Below are 17,668 nucleotides of genomic sequence, written 5' to 3' on the forward strand. Positions count from 1 at the left end.
CCTCCCTCAAATAAATGACTTTACTTACTTGCTTTTTCGCCCTTCAATACTTTCTGGATTCCTGCCTGGGCAGGTCCAATGATCTGAGCAACACCTGTAGATGGGGTCACTTCACCTTTCACAAACTTTTCAGTCACACTGCCAAGTGCTTCCTTGACACCTAACCCACCAGCCCGTGCTCCGTATACCCGTTCAACCTGTCCGTTGTCATTCATGGCGTTAGCTATAGAAGTTTCGTCTGGTAAAATGTTCTCCAGCCACAGACGGTGGTTATCCTGCCAGTTGTCAAAGTCCTGAAGCTCTTCCCAGATTTTGACGATAACATCGGCGTCCTTTACACCCTTGGGAATAACAAAACTTTCGGTACTGTTGACTGTATCCAGATAGGTTTTGGCTTTGGGACCTTTAGGCATGTAAACATAACCCCAGTCGTCTTTTAACTTATCCAGAATACGACCTTCTACTTCCCATAATCCTCCAGGGTACATCGCAATGTTGCCTTCCGAGAAAAATTTGGAAGGGTCTTCCCAGTCATTGCCCGCGTTAGCCTTCACGACTTTATGGTCGTTGTAGAGACTATACAGGAAGTTAAGCGCTTCCAAAGATTCAGGTGAATCAAACGCTGCCTTTTGCGTTGCCTCGTCATACATTTTACCGCCGTTGCTTCCGATCAGCGTTTCATGAAGTACGTAATACGCACCAGACAGACCATACTGATCCATCTTGCCATCACCGTTCTTATCCACGGTCAGCTTCTTGGCTGCATCCAGCATCGTATCCCAGTTCCACTTATCTTCCTCCAGCAGCTGCTGTGGGTCTTTCAAACCAGCTTCCTTAAATATTCGTTTGTTGTAAAACATTCCGCTGTCATTCGGGGTATACCACCCTGTCAGACCATATACTTTATCACTGCCAAATCGCATGGAGTCGATAACATCCGGCTTAATCTGCGTATCTTTCAGATAATCATCCAGTGGTGTAAGGAATCCGCCCTGCATTAGCCCCCAGATATATCCGTCAGGCACACGCACAATCTCTGCAAAAGGTTCGTTGGCCATCACCGATGAAGAAATTTTCTCGGACGTTGATCCGTAATCCGTATTTAAATAAGAAATTTTAACGTTGTATTTCTTCTCAACATTTTTGATCCGTTCCCGAGCCCGTTCATCTGCTTCCGAGTCTCCTTTGGGAGCCGCATCCCACCAGTTCGATATTCGGACAGCTCTGCCTTTCAGATCCACGGCTGGCTCCTGTTTCTCTTGTGCAGGTTCAACCGCCGCTTCTTTGTTTTCGTTCGCAGGCGGCTTATTCGCTGTATCAGCTGGTGTACCTCCACCGCTGCAGCCAGCCATAATGGTTACCAATAAGGTAAACATCACTAGTGGACTAAACCTTTTCCTTCGCACAAACTTCATCTTACACACGCTCCCCCTCAAAGTTAGATAAAGATGAATCAAGCTTGCAGAACGCTTGGATGACTTCCTCGAATGACTTAACTCACCACAAGGCTGCCATAGATGGGAACTTGAAAACCTGTGATCACCCCTTCAATAGAAAGCGCTTACTAAGTTGTTCGGAGTTAATGAAACGGATTTCATGAAACCCATTTCATTATAGTATCAGAAAAAGCCTTGGGTCAATACATATTCTGTTATTATTTAGAATATTTTGATCGTCCCCATTTCATTCCGCACAATTTCAGGAAAATAAAACACTTAAAGGGGATAAATCACCAAAACCCTCTAACGTCAATCTAAATGCCACGTTGGAGGGTTTCGTATAAGATATTATAAAACCGCTACTTCACCTGCCAGATGAGTTACTTAACCTATTAATTCCGTCACTTAAAAGCATCATGGGGCAAACATGCGTGCACACCTTTTACACCATTCACAATTTGCGTGATACGCAGATCAATCACCGCACTTCCAAGCGCAATCGCTTCTACCCGTTGTAAGCCATACAGCTCACCCATCAGGTTTAACATACCGTCCAACGCTTGAACGGTTGCCTCATTCAGATCCTCATCGAACCCAAAGGTAATCCAGCCGGATGGCGTATACGCACGAGGATTGGTCAATTGTACATCATCTATCACATTCACTGTGATGTCTACAAGCTCCATGGCACATTCAATCGCCTGACAACTGACTTCCCCATCGCCTTGCCGTGCATGACCATCACCAACCGCAAGATAACCGCCGTCCACAGGAACAGGTAAATATAACTTACTCCCCTGAACCAGTTCCTTACAGTCGATGTTTCCTCCACAATAGCGGGGCGGCCATGTTGTATGAATTCCTCCTGATTCTGGCGGCATGCCCACGATACCCATGAACGGATTTAAGGATACGCTGTAAGACTTGCCCCCCACCTCACAGGAGCCGCTCATCGTGTGCCGATCAAGTGTCCAGTTCAGAGACAGTTCTTCTACCTCTGTTAGATGTAACTTTTGGTTCTGCCAGTTCGGATATCCGCCAGCGGAAGTGAAACCGTAACTCCCGGGTACGATCTCATTGAAAATAATTTCGAGTACCTTTCCTTGCTTTGCCTCTTCGATATAAATCGGACCAATTAAGGCGTGACCCCCATCTTTTTCACCTTGCCGTGGAAAAGGTTTGATCCGTTCCGCATAACTTTCTCCCGTGCCCCAGCCCGCATCCAGCGTCTGAAAACGAATGGAATCACCTGATTTTACGTTCAAAACGGGTGATACCTCATTGGTAAATGAACCAATCAGATGTTCCTGAGCTAATGTAATCGTATGCATACTCATAACAATCCCTCCCTGGCCAGATATTGTTTTAACGGCTCCATATGATGCTGGTCATGCCATATAAAATCTTTGAGGTATTGGGGAATATAAAATACATTGTCCTTGTTCTCTGGATCCACATATCGTTGATAAAGCTGTTTCTCCGATAACCCTCGGATATCGTTCATAATTTTATGGCGGTACGTGATCGCCTTATGTACGATTTCGGACGTCTCTGTGCGGTTTCCGTACTCCACAGCTTTGCGATTAAAATCATCAAAATCCAGATGCCTCAACGTAATCTGTTGATTCAGGGCAATCTTCTCAATCGCTTCCTTATAAAAATATCGATCCCATAACATCATATGACTTACGATCGATTTTATCGTCCACTTTCCTTTCTTCAAGCTGGAATTCCAGACTTTCTCCTCAAGATGAGTCAACGTTTTGGCAAACAACGTCCATTCTTCAAAAGCCTGAAGCAATTGTTCCAATTCTTTGTTCATAATCTACGTCCCCCTTCTCTCTTTTAAGAAGATGTTTCACTTTTCTATATCTCAATGTTCTCTTCATTACAATTCGAGGGCAATCGCTGGAGAATAAGGACGATTCTGCTTGGCAATTCATTCTGTTCAATTCAAATGATGAAAGAACCATTATTCACTTTCAAACAAGGTATTAATGATCTTCTTCGCACATTCTTCCGGAGCATGCAGACTCGTATCCACCGAGTACGTATATTGAATGTCGGAAGCCATTATTTGATGCTGCTCTTCCGATTGATCTTCTCTCCGATCACCACGCTCAATGTTACGCTGACAACAGATATCGAGAGGACAGTAAAGCTCCACAATCTCCAGCGGATATCCTTCAAAAATGGCTTTCACTTGTTCATAATGCGGCGCAAGCTCCGGCCTTTCAACCAGAATCCCATCGATCAGCACATGTTTGCCATGGTCTGAGAATACCTTTGCTGTGTGATACATCATAATGATGGCTTCACTCAGGTACTTCCAGTAATCGGTCTGGAGATGCTTATCTCCGATTGTATTTTCAAATAAATCATTCGCCACAACATAGAAAAACGGATCATCATAAGACTGCATCGCCTCTACAATAGACGTTTTCCCCGAACTCGTTACCCCATTTAAAAATATAATTTTACCTTTATCCATTATGTTATCTTCCCTTGCTAAAGTATTATTATAAAAATATTTCACAACGTACTACGTCTGTCTCATTGTTTTTTTGAGCAACATAATCTGACCAATATGATACGCATTATGAGTACATAGATTTGAAACAACTCTCCACCAAGGAGCATTAAAAAAAGAAGGAATGGGTTGGATCAGTTTGTTTTCGTCACTTTCCTCAAGCGCTTTGTTCCAATCACGAAAGACCGTTTCCAGCTTATGTAGGGTTTCCCTCCACTGTAGATCATTGATTTCAGACGGATCAACAACAAAGGTAGCATCATTTTGGGCTGAATAATTTCCTTCTATATGTTCGGATATATATCTCTCCAGCCATTTTTGATTCCAAAAAATAAGGTGGTTTACGATACCCCATATGGAGTGACCCTGTTCGCTTTGTACATAAGCAGCCTCCTCAACCGTGAGATCAACCAATATATCATGAAGCGGCGTAAACCAGCTCGGATCGTCGTAACACGCATTTAACTGGTCTAAAAGGATTGCTTTATAACTCATCGTTACACCTCACTTTTTATCTCAAAATTTCCCTATAGAAAGCTTGTCACTTATATTTCTCTTCAAACTCTTCGTCTCTCTTTTTCATTTCGGTAATTGAAGACGAGAAAAACGGACGAATGAAGGTGATCGTTCCAATCAGGATGCAGATGCCTGCAATCCAGTAATTCAGCCCCAAGTTCATCTCATAGCTACCTGGACTATAACTTCCTGCTCCTGCTGCCTGAAATGCGGCATATCCCAGTTTGGGAACGACCTCTTCAATCGTTTTGGTAAGTGACAATATACTGATCCCTAAAATAATGAAAATGAACGAAAAAATCATGGGGATTGGCTTCAACTCGAACCATCTCCTTTCCAATATGAACCTCGAATTGTTTTGAAGTTCTCTAACGATTTCAGGTTAAACCAAGTCTTCTATTGGATACTCCCCGTTCTGCAAAAGATAAAGCGGTCATCGGGATTCCACACATGCAGATTATCCGCAGTGTATCCCCGTAACCATAACTCATCATTTATACGTCTGAGATAAAAACCTTTTGGAAAGAAATCATCTTCACTAAGTGGTTCAGACGCTATCGTAAGTGAACCCGATGGTGCTTGGTTTCCTTTGTCAGAGCTTGATGTATATGTCTCAGGTTGATCCAAATGCTGTATTCTAAAAAAGGGACCCAAATCGACCGGACATAATTGCAAACCATGAGCATCTGCTGCTTGAAAGAGTTGCAAGGTTGTAGCTCCATTCAAAAACCCCAGATTTTTAACGGATAATTCGACCGTTTCTAGACTCCTCTTTATATGAGAAACAATAAACTTCTCGTCATCAAATAGTTTATGTCCGTATTCATTCATTCGAATTGAACACTGCTGCAATTTATGTTTAAGCTGCGCTTTGCTTAGTCCCCCAACTTCTAGGACTCTTATTTCCACGGGACAATGCGGGTAAATCCCTTCCTGGTTAAGCACTCCTATTCCCCCCTAGAAATTTGATGAGTATATATTCAATTCACAATCAGGGCGCTCTCCCACCATTTCTCTACCAGACAACCAAATCATAACCAATATAACCCACAATGTTCCATTTGCGAAGTGTAATATTGAAAAAAGAAGCATCCTTGTTCTAAGGTTGCTTCTTCTTCATTTAATATTGCTCTTCCTCCAGCTTTATGGATGGCACCATCTACTCGGCCCCCCCCATTAAACTCGTGTTTGCAGCATTGACTATTGCATCCACTTCGATTTTGGTTATATCTCCTTGAACCAATTGAATTATCGCGTCATTAAACATTACTTCCATGATTGCCCTCCGGTCACATCATAATTTTCGCAGCCGATGGTAAATATCAAGTTTTCTAGAATTGTAGGTATTATTGCATTTCCTTACTCGGATTGTTATTCATCTTCAAGATGATCAATCCGATCCTTGATTCGTTCCTCAGAAAAACCAAACCAAGTCATTTCAACCAAACAAAGTGCCACAATTTGTTCAACCGTGAATTTCTCAAATACCTGTTGATCCATATAAAAACCTAACCATTCTCCCCACTTACTTGCGGAAATATCCCAATATCCCTTCCACTCAGGAGAGTTATTTTTTCCATGTACTCGATATTCGATGTTGTTTTTATCCTTATCATCAGAATCAATTGAATCTATATGAATAATCATTTCCTCCACATTGTTTGCGGGGCTTTGTGAACGAATGGGACTCACATACTATGAAGTATTTTTCCTCTATTTGAGACATATCAGGATAGTAATTAATTAAGTTATCCCAAACGGCTTCAAAAGTAACACGATCTAAAATTTCTTTAAAAGTAACCATCTGACTGTACTCCTGTTCTTTAGGTTAAGGGTAACGTTAAATTGATATCCTGGAAGTTTCTATTTTTCATTTATTTCATACCAAATGTTATAACCCTCAATATTCGTATCAGAGTAATCACTAGCATCAGATGTTTTGAAATACCTCGCGTAATAGGTATGTTCAATGGTTTCTGTATTCTCATCCGTATTCAGATCAAGATAAATTTCGGATATTTCCAGTCCCCATTTAACGCTGCGAGCAATTTCATTCATGTTATCGACTGTTGTAAATTTCTTAATTTCCGTAAGAATCGAATCTAGTTCTTCTTTACTCGGTTCTTCGCTCATGTCTATTCGGTAAGTCAAGTTTGGACGGGTAAATGTAAATTGAACTTTTTCGATGGACGGAGAAAGTTCCTTCAATTCTTTTGTTAATTCTTTGGTTGAATCGGTATTGACCTTATGTGTAGTACTACAACCTGTTATAAGTAGAAGAACACCTATTAATAAAGCGATCAGTTTATTCATAATGAACTCCAAAGATTGAGTATTTGTATTTGTTGCTCTAAGCAGCGCAGTTTCCAATATCTATAATATATCCTGCTCATATCTCCTTGCCACATCGATAAATGACTTATCCCATGTTTTAGAGATCATTCCAAATGACTGTGAGTTGACCCCATCAATCAAAGGAGAATAGAACGCGATTACGTCAATTTCTTGATTAGCAACATTTACGCCCCTGGCTTTGAAAAACTTTACTGAATAATTATTCTCCAATGATTCCGTGGAGTATTGCTCTTCATTTGTATTCTCGTTCACTTCAATGGATACTTGGAAATACTCTTCAAATTCGATCCGATCCTTCATTAACTTCCATCTGAATAAAGTAATATCCTGACCATAAGGCCTTAAAAAAGCATGACACCCTGTGCCATCCCCATGAAATTCTAATTGTGTATCTTCAAATGCATCATAAAAAAATGCCTCAGATGACCAAGCCCCTATAAGGATCATTTACATGAAAAAACTGCACTGGCTCAGTCGTATGCTCCTCTAATCTTTCCACAGCCTTTTTATATTTCTCTAATCGATTGTAATCATGCTCCGTGGGATTTTTTATTCTGGATATATTCATATTTTCTTTAATATCAGCGATCTTCACATTTCTTGCGATTGGATTCATTAATGTCTTTTCGATAAATTGTTCGTACGTATCCTCTTTCGATCTTGTTAATAAACGGATTGCAGTTAAGATTTCTTCCGAAAACCCGTATTCTCTTAACGCTTCAATCGTGACGTCTGTATCTTCAATAACATCATGGAGAACAGCCACAATCTTCTCTTCCATGGTTTCAACCCTGTTCATAACAGCTAGCGGATGTAAAATATACGGGTGTCCGCCTTTATCGATCTGTCCTTTATGAGCTTGCAACGCAATTGATATAGCTAATTCGATATTCATTAAGATCAGCTCCTTATATAAAATTACACTCAGATATTTAGATCATTTAAACCAATAATCTTACTCCCTTATTTTCATAGTAACGTAGTATTTCGTCAATTTTTCTTTGATCATGTCGAACCCTTTCAGCCTGTATTGAAAAGTAGTCATTGGTATGGGTTAGGATATTGCCATAACAGAAATGAAGCGTAGAATATATGATATAGTTGCTATATCCGAAAGTTGACAGATGGGAGTAAGATAAAAAGGACAAACAAATTGCTTGCCCATTGATTCAGTGAGACACGCTCAGACGTATTTTGGGTGCCCGGCGTATGCCAGACACAGAGCCTATCCCCGTAGCGTAAATATGCTGTAATCCAATGTATTCTTTCTAGTTTATCTTTTTAATTCTAAATAATTCAGGTTGTAATCTTCTCCCGAGAAATTCAATGTTCCAGAAAACCCACTAAATTCCCATTCGTCATTCTCATTAGGTTTGAAAATATAATCTCTGTTCCAGGACTGTAATTTTTCATCATCGCCAACATACTCTTCTTTGATTTTCAAAGTCGTTTCATTGAAAAATTCGTTATCAAATGTACTCTTATCAACAACCGCTTTTGTTATTTTAATCTCTTCATGAAAGACTGTCGGGTATAATATATTTTTATTAATAAGACGGATTGTAATATGAAGTGCGACACCTGCTGGAAATAAATAAAAAATGGCCCATGGCCGGATTCGTGTAGAATGAAAGTTCTCACACAACCATTCACACAAGGAGAATCCACCATGAGCTACACACATCTTAGCATAGTCGAACGCAGCAAGCTAGAAATCCTCCACCAGCAGGGGAAAAGTACCCGAGCAATTGCCCAAGAACTGGGCAGACATCATGCCACCATTGGCCGTGAACTCCGCCGAAATACAGCAGAACACCCCTACGGCGCGGAGAACGCTCAAGAGGGCTATGTCCAGCGTCGTAAGGCCTCCGTTTCCGTAGGGAAGTGGAATCCAGAACTGGCGAGTCGCATCGAAGAAAAGCTTCAGGCGACCTGGTCTCCGGAACAGATCGTAGAGCGTTTACGTCAGGAAGGTCAAGCGATGGTATGTTTTAAAACGGTCTATCGTTGGCTTTATACAGGCCGCTTGGAGAAAGGCGTGCTTGCCGTCCTCAGACACAAAGGGAAGAGGCAGAAGCCAGCAGAAACACGCGGCAAGTTTGCTGTGGGTAAACCCATCTCTCAGCGCCCGAAAGAGGTTCGTCACCGGGAAACCTTCGGTCATTGGGAACTAGATACGGTCGTCTCGGGCCGTGGGAAAAGCAAGGGCTGCGTAGCGACGTTCATCGAACGGAAAACCCGCTTGTACACAGCGATTCGCATGCTTGATCGTACTGCGTTATCCATGGAGATTGCCTTTGGGGTAGCGGCTTCGCAGTATCCTGCCCGAGCGTTTCAAACCGCTACCGCGGACCGTGGCAAGGAATTCGCCTGTTACACCAGCCTGGAAGCCGTTCATGGAGTGCAGGTGTATTTTGCAGATCCCTATTCCTCCTGGCAACGCGGCTCGAATGAAAATGCCAATGGCCTCCTGCGAGAGTTTTTTCCCAAAGGGACCGATTTTGCCCAAATCACGGATGAGGCTCTAGAAAACGCTCTGGACTTGATCAATAACAGACCACGTAAATGCCTGAGCTGGAGAACCGCTCACGAATCCTTTTCAGAGGAACTGTCGCACTTGGCTTGACAATCCGTCAATAAATATATCTGCATTGTGCTCAGCATCCATATTATTGATAATTAATATAGATAAAATATCTTGTGCTCGGCTTGCTCACAGCATCATCCGGGTAAGTGAGACCCAGAGTCAGCATCATCTACAAAATACTTACCAAATTCTTGTAAAGAAGAAGCATGATCCATGTTTATAAAATAGGGTAATTGCCATCTTTGTGTTGCTATAGCGTGTTTACTCGTAGGTGTATCCCAGCTAGGATACACTCTTATGGCCATTTTCCCATTTGAAGTATCTGTTCTGAGAATATTATGTTCTAACAATATATCTTTTGGAAAAATGAATTGCCCAAACTTGTTATGACTTCCGAAAGTATTAATGACTAACAAATCAGTAGCATCTTCATATGAATATGCTTGATTTTTGTTGTCACTGCCTTTTTCCCAACAGACAACAAATTGACCTATCTTTTTGGGTGTTTTCCTCGCAACCCTAAATCTAACCGTTTTGGAATTCATTCGAAATCTGCCTGAACCATATTTTTCATTTTGGATTTCTTCCTGGATATCCTTGACGATCAAGTTATTTGGCTTATAAAAATTCTCGTTTACATATGTGAATACCTCATAAAAATCATCTATTACTGCACTTCCTTTTCTACACTTCCATTCTCTTATATCTTCTCAATCTACTTTCAATGAACTTTCGACCTCGATGTGCTTGGTTCATTAAGATAAGATTGAAATATAATCTTCATCTTTAAGTCTTGTCACCTTACAGTTCTCAATGGATTCAAATTCAACTATTCTCTCTTCAATTGTTTTATTCGTACTATCTTTAAATAGGTCCTCTCGATCATAGTGAGGAAAAATAAACTTGTCGGTTACACCTAATGCCTCAAAATCCGTTAGCTCCATTGTATTCATCTGTGGAGTAAACAAATCGACAATGTTAATATTCGGCCCCAGTATTAACGCTCCAGCACTTACTCCAACTATAATTACATTCTTCTGTGAAGCCAATGTTTTAATAATTTCATCAGCACCGCTTTTCTTAGCGTAATACAATAATGTAAATGGATTTCCACCATTGATATATATAACATCTCTTTGTATGAGAATTTGCGGGTCATCCAATTCGATATCTACAAACGTAATATGCTGAAACCCCATGTCCTTGAAATCTTGCATTGCCCTTTGAGCATATCTATTATTTTCTTTCATAGGGGATCCTGTTGTAATAATAGCGACCTTTAATTGAGAAATATCTCTATCTATAAAATCCAGAAATTGATTTTTAATATCTTCCGTATTAAATCCACAAGAGGTTAGTAACAAGCTACTCATTGGAATCCCCGTCCTTACATAATTGTTTATCAGATCTCTTCGTTTTCCTGAAATACTCTACAAAACATCTTTGTACTCATTCATTATCCTCGTAACAAATTCGGTCTTTCCTTCAGTATAGGCTTTGCGATGGTTTCTGAATTCAGATGACAGTTGGATCTTCAAATTTGAGTACTCAGATACGAATAAGGGATGCTTCCTTAATAGGTCTCGAAACATTATATGTCTGTGTAGTTCGTCACTTTCTCTATTGCGTACGTATAGATGATCTTCGTGCTTTACATAGCCGTACTACTGTAAGGTAGATAAACGTCTTTCTTGCAAATGCCTCTCTGTTCTTAATTCCTAAATCACCTTCGTGTACATATCCTAGTTCGTCTAGGTTCTTGATTACCCATGGTAGGTACTCCATAGATTCGATTACTACATCAATATCAATGATCCGCTTGGCTGCAAGATTCGGTACCAATGTACTTCCAACGTGCTAGCGGACCAAGGAGCCGCCAGGCTCCTATAGATGGATATGATGTTAGTCGATATCGGGGATATCTTGATCTACTTCTTGATAATCTGTTCACTAAGGCTCATTACATTCCCCAAAAAAATAGCTGATTTAAAAAAAGCTGTCTATCAGTATGATAGACAACCCTTGTGTTCTTAGCTATGGAGGCTTGCATAAGCCCCATACACTCTATTCTCTAGGACGCCACAAAATATAGATACACAAACCGTCATAATGGATTGTATTACAGTGTTACTTAATTGCATACGCAACACCTCCATAATAATTACAAAGGTAAGAAAGGAAATAAAAATATGTTGGGCGTTCGTACTTGTGGACGAGAATTCGGGTAAAGTACCCATGGTCATATAGACAGAGCTAAAAACACAAGTAAATATATTTATAAGTTATGCCTTTTTCTAGTATTTAGCAATGCGAAAGAGAATTAACTGGTATGTTTTCAAGTCTATTCACTAATGACTTCTCAGATTTCGTATAACATTTCTGTATTCACGAACCCAACAGAGTTGTCTACTGTAATGTCTCTTCGAAATCCTTCCTGCTTACTTCTCACCAATCATAAAAAACTGTTTAATCTGTTGGTTTTCCGAATTAAATGGTTGCCCCTTATAATCTACGAACCGCACCTTCTTAAAACCTGCAGCCTCCATAATTTGGACATGAGAATAACTGTTTACATTCTTTGCACCCAATCCTGTCTTATGAATCATCGTATCATTGGGTATATCAAATATTATCTCTTCGTGTTCCGAAACACATGTCGCTCTATTATATTCGTGTCGTACCAAGCGATAAATTCCATCGCGATATGTCCAAGTACAGCAGTCATTGTGTCGTTCATCAGTATGGAATTTAAAATAATTTTCATTCCACATCTCATAGATAAAGATACCGGTTGGCTTTAAAGCGTTGAACACTCGATTCGTAGATACCCCTGTTAATCCAACTGGATCAGTCCAAATCGCTACATCAAATTTGTTGTCAAAACTTAATTCATTAAAATCACAAACAAAGTAACTTGCCTTTTCAAAATCCCTGTTGTAATCCCTTGAATATTCAATGAAAGTATCTGAGATGTCTATACCTGTAACCTCATAACCTGATTTCAACCACACTTGATGATACCTAGATATTCCACATGCAATGTCCAGAATATGGTTTGAATTCTCGGCAAATAGCCTTTTCAGTTTTTCAGCCATAACGATCTGGGTTTCAAGGTCATCAAAACCCCATTTGATATATTCTTTGTCGTAATCTTGTTCACCATATCGATTGAACTTTTCTTCAATAATTTTCATTTATCCCCTCATTTCTTACACTCATTTCTTACGATTCACGGTTCTTTCGGCTAATGTTCCTGTATTCACGACGCCTCACTGACTTATGGCTGCACCACCAGTTGGCCGCGATGCGGTTAGTCGGCGCAGATGTATCTGCTGAAAATGCATCCTTTCCTTTTGCTTCCCGCGGACCGAGGGTGCCGCTAGGCTCCGAAGTGTGAATATAATGTTATACGAAACTTCACTATTTCAATGTCATTTTTCATCAATTTCATTCCATTAAGGTTTATTTCATCATTTAAGAAGACCAAAACGTCATGTATACCACCATCTCGTGATTGTTGAATGATTTGTGCAAGTATTTGTTTTTGTTCTTCAGACAGCGAACCAATGAATTCATTAACTTTTATATTCTCTTCTGTCTTTGGCCACCCATTAGTCAATACCCATCTTGATAATACTCCAGGCCGAATTTCAACTAATTCATCAATAAAATCTTTATAGTTCTGAAGACTCTTTGAATGTTTGTCTTCTTTCATATATTCCTCCGCACTATATGAAATTTCGTATAACGTTGTTGTGTTCATGACGCCCCACCACCTTAAAGGAGCGTATGCGACTGGCCGCGACGCGGTTAGGTGGGTGCGGATGTGTCCGATGACTATGCTTCCTCGCTACTGAAATTCCCCTTCGATTTAACTTCTAACTTCTTTCGGACCAAGGGGGCGATCACCCGACACATGAACATTTTGTTATCTGATGCTCCCAACTTCTTTGATAAACTCACAAAATGCTATACCATATCTGAAATAAACATGGCTTTAGTTCCTTCTTCTGGCTTAAATCCAAATATTCCATAGAATTGTTCTGCACTATCATACGATATAAGCACTTTTGTTTTGATATTAGAATATCGACTAAGCATTTTTTCCATCATTCTCTTTCCAATTCCTAATGATTGATATTCTTTATGTACTAACATGTAATGAAAATATACTGTCATCACTCCGTCAGACAGTGCATTTATTAAGCCGATTAATTTGGTATCATCCCATGCAGTAATAACCGTATGCGAGTTTTTTATTGCTTGTCTAAGATCTTCTGGGAAATCTCCTGATTTCCAGTCCACCGAGTGGAACAGTTCTTGAATTGCTTGTTTATCAATGTCTTTTATTTCTTTGAACATGATTGTCATAATATTGCTCCTATCTTTTGTGTCTTAATTGGGAGTATCGGATAACGTTGTTGTATTCATGAACCCCGAAGGGGTTGTCTGCTGAAATCCCTCCTCGAAATCCATCCAGCAGACCAAGGCTCCTGTAGGAGCCGCTCCTTGAATATGATGTTATGCGATTCAACCTTCATCTTGAAAAAACTTTCAGATTCTTAACTTTTTATCTTCCTTTATAAATCTCTTCTATACTCAATAAAGTATTTGAAAGCATTACTATACATTCGATTACCTTTCTCATCTTTATTGCTGAATTCATTTATCTTAAAATATTGTTTTTGTGCCGCTATTAGTCCAGTAGATGATTTTATGTAGTAAAGGTTACTTTCTATTAAATTATATTGTTTTAATCCCTCTGAAATTGTATTAATAGCCGCCGTATACTTAACTTTAGTGCTTTCGGATAGCTTAGTATTATCTGTTAACCAAGAGTGAAACTTATTTTTTTCTTCCATTTCATAATTCTCCCTTATTCGTTTGTAGGTTGTTTCGTCTAATGTTTGTGCATTCCTGACGTTCAAACAGCTTAAGTGACCGTAGGGAACGGGTCGTCAGACTTAGCTGGTTGAATGTGTCGCCTGAACCACTTCTCTGAAAATTCCCCTTGGCGGCCGAGGAGCGAATACGACGATGTAGGAATGCTTTGTTATCGGATGTCAGCGTCTTCTTTGAAATATTCCTCAACTTTAGTTATCTTTAACTATCGTGTCCCGTTAGTTCAACGGAGGCAGTCCCTTTGGCAGTGAGATTGTTGAGTATTATATCGATTTCTTACATTCGCTAATATCACAAATAGTAGATAATTTCTATCTATCCAGTATCTTTTTCGAGCCTCTATTCCCCAATGTATCCAACTTAATTATTGAATTTAAAAACTTTGGAGAATCCGACTTCATTCAGTTCTTTATCTTCTTCGGTAAATTGATTATTTGTGTACCCAGATAATGTTTTTCTCCAGAAACTTATAGTGTTCAAGTTCTTGTCCGTTGGTGTAGTAAAGAGCATCCATTTTCCTCGATGTAAATTGAAGACTTCTCTTACTCCCTTTTCGCCTATTCCTTTACCTCTATAAGGTCTTAGAATAAATATTTCGTTTATCATAAAGTCACAATTATCAAACAAATATGGTGGCGTCGCAACCAAGATAAATCCTGCTGGTAATCCATTGACTTTTATTAGATAAGGAAACAGAACCCCCTCTTTTTCCCACCATATATCAAATACAGGTATTTGTTGTTCAAGTGTATGATATTTGTCATCATCCTCGAAAACACCATATTTATTGGGCAGTTCATTCCGAATTTCGGCTAAATCGTGTAAGTACAGCGGGTACAGGTTATTGATGATAAATTTGTTTTTACGTTCGCACAATTCGATTGTTAGATTATTCATAATGTCCCCCTATGAAATTGACTTTCTAAGAATACCGTCCATTCATTACCATATTAGGGCGGCGAGTGAACTAAAACAAGAGTATATTTTATTTAATTTGTTTTGTACTGAAGTTTGAATTATCCTGCCCGTTAGGTGAATATCTTCTAGGCACTATAGATAATCAACGGAATTTTAAGGGCTTTCCTGGTGTTTGCTGATTTCCGATAACGTCCCTGTATTCATGAACCCTGGAGGGGTTGTCAGCTGTAATTCCTCTCCGAAAATCCATCCCGCAGACCAAGGCTCTAAAGGAACCGCAGCTTGAATTTTATGTTATACGACGGAATCACATCTTCGAGTTAACCAACATCCTCATATATTCTATTCTTTCATTAGTCTGTTATATGTTCCAAAAGATCTCCAGGTTGGCATTCCAATGCCGTACATAATTTATCAATGACTTCTAAAGATACATACTCATTCGTGTTGAGCTTTGCCATCGTTGCCGATGAAATTCCCGTCATTTTCAATAAATCCTGCTTCTTAATCTCCCTGTCAATCAATAATTTTTGAAATGGTTTATAACTTATCATATGGTATCCCTTCGTAGCAGATTTGAATTTTTCTTTAATTATATGAAAATATATTTTCTTAATCAAAAATATCTTTGATATATATTGACCATGATTTTCGTTATGATAAAATAATATTTAATAAGTTAAACTTTTATCCGTAAAATAAAACATGGCGGACAGTGATCATTGATGTACAATTCCTTAGAAGTCTTACTTGATTCGTTGATACGTAATCAGATTGAAGCCTTATATAGTGATCTTCTCAAGAACAACACCAGCTATAATCAATTCTCATCTGATCGAAATCTTTACTTCAAACAGCTACATGAACTTCTACCTCAAGATATGCATAAAACTCTGTTTCTTTACGATGATGCAGACCTCTCAGTTCAAACAATCCTAGAACGTGAAATCTACTTGCAAAGTTTTAAAGATGCTCTTCAATTACATAATGAATTAAATATAACTTCTAATTGAGAGCCAAACGGCTCTCTTTTCATTTGATTCTGTCGTATAACGTTTGGCATTCCTGACATTCAAGCGGCTTAAATGACCGTAGGGAACGGGTCGTCAGACTTAGCTGGTTGAATGTATCGCCTGAATTAACTTCTTTGAAATCCCTCTTGACGATCAAGGGCGAATGCCTGCAGTAGGAATGCTGTGTTATACGAAGAACTGTTTTTCTTAGCGTTACTCAAAAACCCCTTTAATGTATGCTCCAATAAAACCAGCCACAATTGCAGTAATCAAGATTTTTGAAGTATTCCACCAGAAACTTATTAGTTTATATTTTCTCTCCTGGTTTATGATTTCGCAATTAATCTCAATTATTCCATAGGAATCTTTAATTTTTTCTTCCAACGGTGAAATCCCGACCACGTAATGCGTCTTATTATCAATAAAGTTTTTAATGTCTTTTGAGCTTTCGTCAATATATTTTTTCAAAGTTTGCTCTAGATTTATAATTTCCTTTTTTCTAATTAACTTCAACTTCCCAAATTGTGTGATTAAATCTATAAGCTCAGTGTTAAGTGTTTCAAACCCATTCGCTAGAGATGCACTTCCTACATTGAGTCCGTTTTTCTTTTCAACTAATTCATATTCTTCAAAAGTACGTCGTAAAGTTTTCGAGATCTTAATCTTATTACTCTTTAATTTATTTTCAATCCATCTTTCTAGCTTCATGGTAATCTCCTCTGTATTATCAAATTTGCAGTCTTTCGTATAACGTTGTTGCATTCACGACTCGACGCATGTCGAGTATCCGGCAAATGCCGGATCAACGGCGTATGCCCGCAGCGTGAATATTATGTTATAGGATGTCAACGACTTCTGCGCATTCACTTCCTGCTTTAAGATCGCATTTCATTTATTATGCTTTGAAGGCCTGATAGAGTTCCTTTACCTAGTGTTGAATAATAGTCCACATGCTTTTGAGAAGCATCTAAAGCCTTTATAAAATATTCTTTTCCATAATCTCTTTTTATACTTTCAAATAATAATTTATTGGTGTCGTTATTGAATGCTCTTTTATAAACTTCTCCATTCATCATCGCCAAAAATATAGTAATAAATGCTTGTGCTGATCCTTCATTCATGCCTGTGACCTTATTAATTTCTATCTTTCCTTCAGTTCTTGTAATTTGCTGGGAATACACCTTCTTTGCTACTTCATAAGCTGCTTCGCTCATTTCAATAGTTATCTTCATATATCCTCCTTAATAATTTGACATTCTTTTCATGAGATTTGTATATCTGATGATTTCCTATAACGTTCCTGTATTCACGACCCAGCGTATGCTGGGTGTCCGGCTCCTGCCGGACCAAGGGCGTATGCCCGCAGCGTGAATATTATGTTATAAGATGTTGGCGCCTTCTTAAATTA

23 protein-coding genes and 3 pseudogenes are annotated in these 17,668 nt (G+C 39.2%); 1 reads left to right on the plus strand and 25 read right to left on the minus strand.

The window, feature by feature from the left end:
• Positions 1–20: 20 nt before the first annotated feature.
• The 13 genes and pseudogenes from ACR8BL_RS04780 to ACR8BL_RS04840 all read right to left on the minus strand — a co-directional run bounded on the left by ACR8BL_RS04780 (position 21) and on the right by ACR8BL_RS04840 (position 8,497).
• Positions 21–1,415: an extracellular solute-binding protein gene (locus ACR8BL_RS04780; protein ID WP_434758326.1), complete on the minus strand. Its 1,395-nt coding sequence runs from the start codon at positions 1,413–1,415 to the stop codon at positions 21–23.
• A 425-nt stretch (positions 1,416–1,840) separates the two neighbouring features.
• On the minus strand, positions 1,841–2,776 hold the full coding sequence (locus ACR8BL_RS04785; RefSeq protein WP_434751563.1) for an acetamidase/formamidase family protein: 936 nt from the start codon (positions 2,774–2,776) through the stop codon (positions 1,841–1,843).
• A complete protein-coding gene (locus ACR8BL_RS04790; protein WP_434751564.1) occupies positions 2,773–3,261 on the minus strand; it encodes a DinB family protein in 489 nt (162 codons plus the stop codon). The genes ACR8BL_RS04785 and ACR8BL_RS04790 overlap by 4 nt, the downstream gene beginning before the upstream one ends.
• A 150-nt stretch (positions 3,262–3,411) precedes the next feature.
• A complete protein-coding gene (locus ACR8BL_RS04795; RefSeq protein WP_434751565.1) occupies positions 3,412–3,930 on the minus strand; it encodes a phosphotransferase-like protein in 519 nt (172 codons plus the stop codon).
• A 51-nt stretch (positions 3,931–3,981) separates the two neighbouring features.
• Entirely contained in the window at positions 3,982–4,464 is a 483-nt protein-coding gene (locus ACR8BL_RS04800) for a DinB family protein (protein WP_434751566.1), read from the minus strand.
• A 46-nt stretch (positions 4,465–4,510) separates the two neighbouring features.
• On the minus strand, positions 4,511–4,789 hold the full coding sequence (locus tag ACR8BL_RS04805) for a hypothetical protein (protein WP_434751567.1): 279 nt from the start codon (positions 4,787–4,789) through the stop codon (positions 4,511–4,513).
• Between the two features lie 92 nt (positions 4,790–4,881).
• Entirely contained in the window at positions 4,882–5,430 is a 549-nt protein-coding gene (locus ACR8BL_RS04810) for a helicase (RefSeq protein WP_434751568.1), read from the minus strand.
• Positions 5,431–5,600: 170 nt separating this feature from the next.
• Positions 5,601–5,761 (minus strand): annotated as a pseudogene (locus tag ACR8BL_RS04815) (macro domain-containing protein); the annotation flags it as partial.
• Between the two features lie 95 nt (positions 5,762–5,856).
• On the minus strand, positions 5,857–6,177 hold the full coding sequence (locus ACR8BL_RS04820; protein WP_434751569.1) for a DUF6557 family protein: 321 nt from the start codon (positions 6,175–6,177) through the stop codon (positions 5,857–5,859).
• Between the two features lie 171 nt (positions 6,178–6,348).
• Positions 6,349–6,798 (minus strand): hypothetical protein, encoded by a 450-nt coding sequence (locus tag ACR8BL_RS04825; protein WP_434751570.1) that lies wholly within the window; start codon positions 6,796–6,798, stop codon positions 6,349–6,351.
• Between the two features lie 60 nt (positions 6,799–6,858).
• Complete coding sequence (locus tag ACR8BL_RS04830; protein ID WP_434751571.1) at positions 6,859–7,287, minus strand: hypothetical protein; 429 nt, start codon at positions 7,285–7,287, stop codon at positions 6,859–6,861.
• Positions 7,259–7,735 (minus strand): GTP pyrophosphokinase, encoded by a 477-nt coding sequence (locus ACR8BL_RS04835; protein WP_434751572.1) that lies wholly within the window; start codon positions 7,733–7,735, stop codon positions 7,259–7,261. Before ACR8BL_RS04835 ends, ACR8BL_RS04830 begins: the two co-directional genes overlap by 29 nt.
• A gap of 378 nt (positions 7,736–8,113) precedes the next feature.
• Positions 8,114–8,497, minus strand: coding sequence for a hypothetical protein (locus ACR8BL_RS04840; RefSeq protein ID WP_434751573.1), 384 nt, complete (start codon positions 8,495–8,497; stop codon positions 8,114–8,116).
• 12 nt (positions 8,498–8,509) lie between these two features.
• On the opposite strand from ACR8BL_RS04840, the gene ACR8BL_RS04845 reads away from it, so the two are divergent.
• Entirely contained in the window at positions 8,510–9,466 is a 957-nt protein-coding gene (locus tag ACR8BL_RS04845) for an IS30 family transposase (protein ID WP_434752279.1), read from the plus strand.
• A gap of 95 nt (positions 9,467–9,561) precedes the next feature.
• Here ACR8BL_RS04845 and ACR8BL_RS04850 read toward each other — a convergent pair whose 3' ends face one another.
• The 12 genes and pseudogenes from ACR8BL_RS04850 to ACR8BL_RS04905 form a co-directional block, all read right to left on the minus strand.
• Complete coding sequence (locus ACR8BL_RS04850) at positions 9,562–10,095, minus strand: MepB family protein (RefSeq protein WP_434753018.1); 534 nt, start codon at positions 10,093–10,095, stop codon at positions 9,562–9,564.
• Between the two features lie 87 nt (positions 10,096–10,182).
• Positions 10,183–10,800 carry a Type 1 glutamine amidotransferase-like domain-containing protein gene (locus tag ACR8BL_RS04855; RefSeq protein WP_434751574.1) on the minus strand — a complete coding sequence of 206 codons (618 nt, stop codon included), beginning with the start codon at positions 10,798–10,800 and terminating at the stop codon, positions 10,183–10,185.
• 57 nt (positions 10,801–10,857) lie between these two features.
• A pseudogene (locus ACR8BL_RS04860) lies at positions 10,858–11,058 on the minus strand (GrpB family protein); the annotation flags it as partial.
• Positions 11,048–11,272 (minus strand): annotated as a pseudogene (locus ACR8BL_RS04865) (GrpB family protein); the annotation flags it as partial. The pseudogenes ACR8BL_RS04860 and ACR8BL_RS04865, both read right to left, overlap by 11 nt.
• A gap of 593 nt (positions 11,273–11,865) precedes the next feature.
• Positions 11,866–12,621 (minus strand): class I SAM-dependent methyltransferase, encoded by a 756-nt coding sequence (locus tag ACR8BL_RS04870; RefSeq protein WP_434751575.1) that lies wholly within the window; start codon positions 12,619–12,621, stop codon positions 11,866–11,868.
• 185 nt (positions 12,622–12,806) lie between these two features.
• Positions 12,807–13,190: a DUF6547 family protein gene (locus tag ACR8BL_RS04875; RefSeq protein ID WP_434751576.1), complete on the minus strand. Its 384-nt coding sequence runs from the start codon at positions 13,188–13,190 to the stop codon at positions 12,807–12,809.
• Between the two features lie 206 nt (positions 13,191–13,396).
• A complete protein-coding gene (locus ACR8BL_RS04880; protein WP_110899751.1) occupies positions 13,397–13,798 on the minus strand; it encodes a GNAT family N-acetyltransferase in 402 nt (133 codons plus the stop codon).
• A gap of 209 nt (positions 13,799–14,007) precedes the next feature.
• Positions 14,008–14,289, minus strand: a complete 282-nt coding sequence (locus ACR8BL_RS04885; RefSeq protein ID WP_434751577.1) for a hypothetical protein — start codon at positions 14,287–14,289, stop codon at positions 14,008–14,010.
• Between the two features lie 400 nt (positions 14,290–14,689).
• On the minus strand, positions 14,690–15,226 hold the full coding sequence (locus tag ACR8BL_RS04890) for a GNAT family N-acetyltransferase (protein WP_434751578.1): 537 nt from the start codon (positions 15,224–15,226) through the stop codon (positions 14,690–14,692).
• Positions 15,227–15,600: 374 nt separating this feature from the next.
• Positions 15,601–15,801 carry a helix-turn-helix domain-containing protein gene (locus tag ACR8BL_RS04895; protein ID WP_154958441.1) on the minus strand — a complete coding sequence of 67 codons (201 nt, stop codon included), beginning with the start codon at positions 15,799–15,801 and terminating at the stop codon, positions 15,601–15,603.
• Between the two features lie 672 nt (positions 15,802–16,473).
• Complete coding sequence (locus tag ACR8BL_RS04900) at positions 16,474–16,968, minus strand: hypothetical protein (RefSeq protein ID WP_434751579.1); 495 nt, start codon at positions 16,966–16,968, stop codon at positions 16,474–16,476.
• A 167-nt stretch (positions 16,969–17,135) separates the two neighbouring features.
• Positions 17,136–17,492, minus strand: a complete 357-nt coding sequence (locus ACR8BL_RS04905; protein ID WP_434751580.1) for a hypothetical protein — start codon at positions 17,490–17,492, stop codon at positions 17,136–17,138.
• Positions 17,493–17,668: the final 176 nt, after the last annotated feature.

This window comes from Paenibacillus amylolyticus (genome assembly GCF_051136285.1).
In the GTDB taxonomy this organism is placed as follows: domain Bacteria; phylum Bacillota; class Bacilli; order Paenibacillales; family Paenibacillaceae; genus Paenibacillus; species Paenibacillus amylolyticus_F.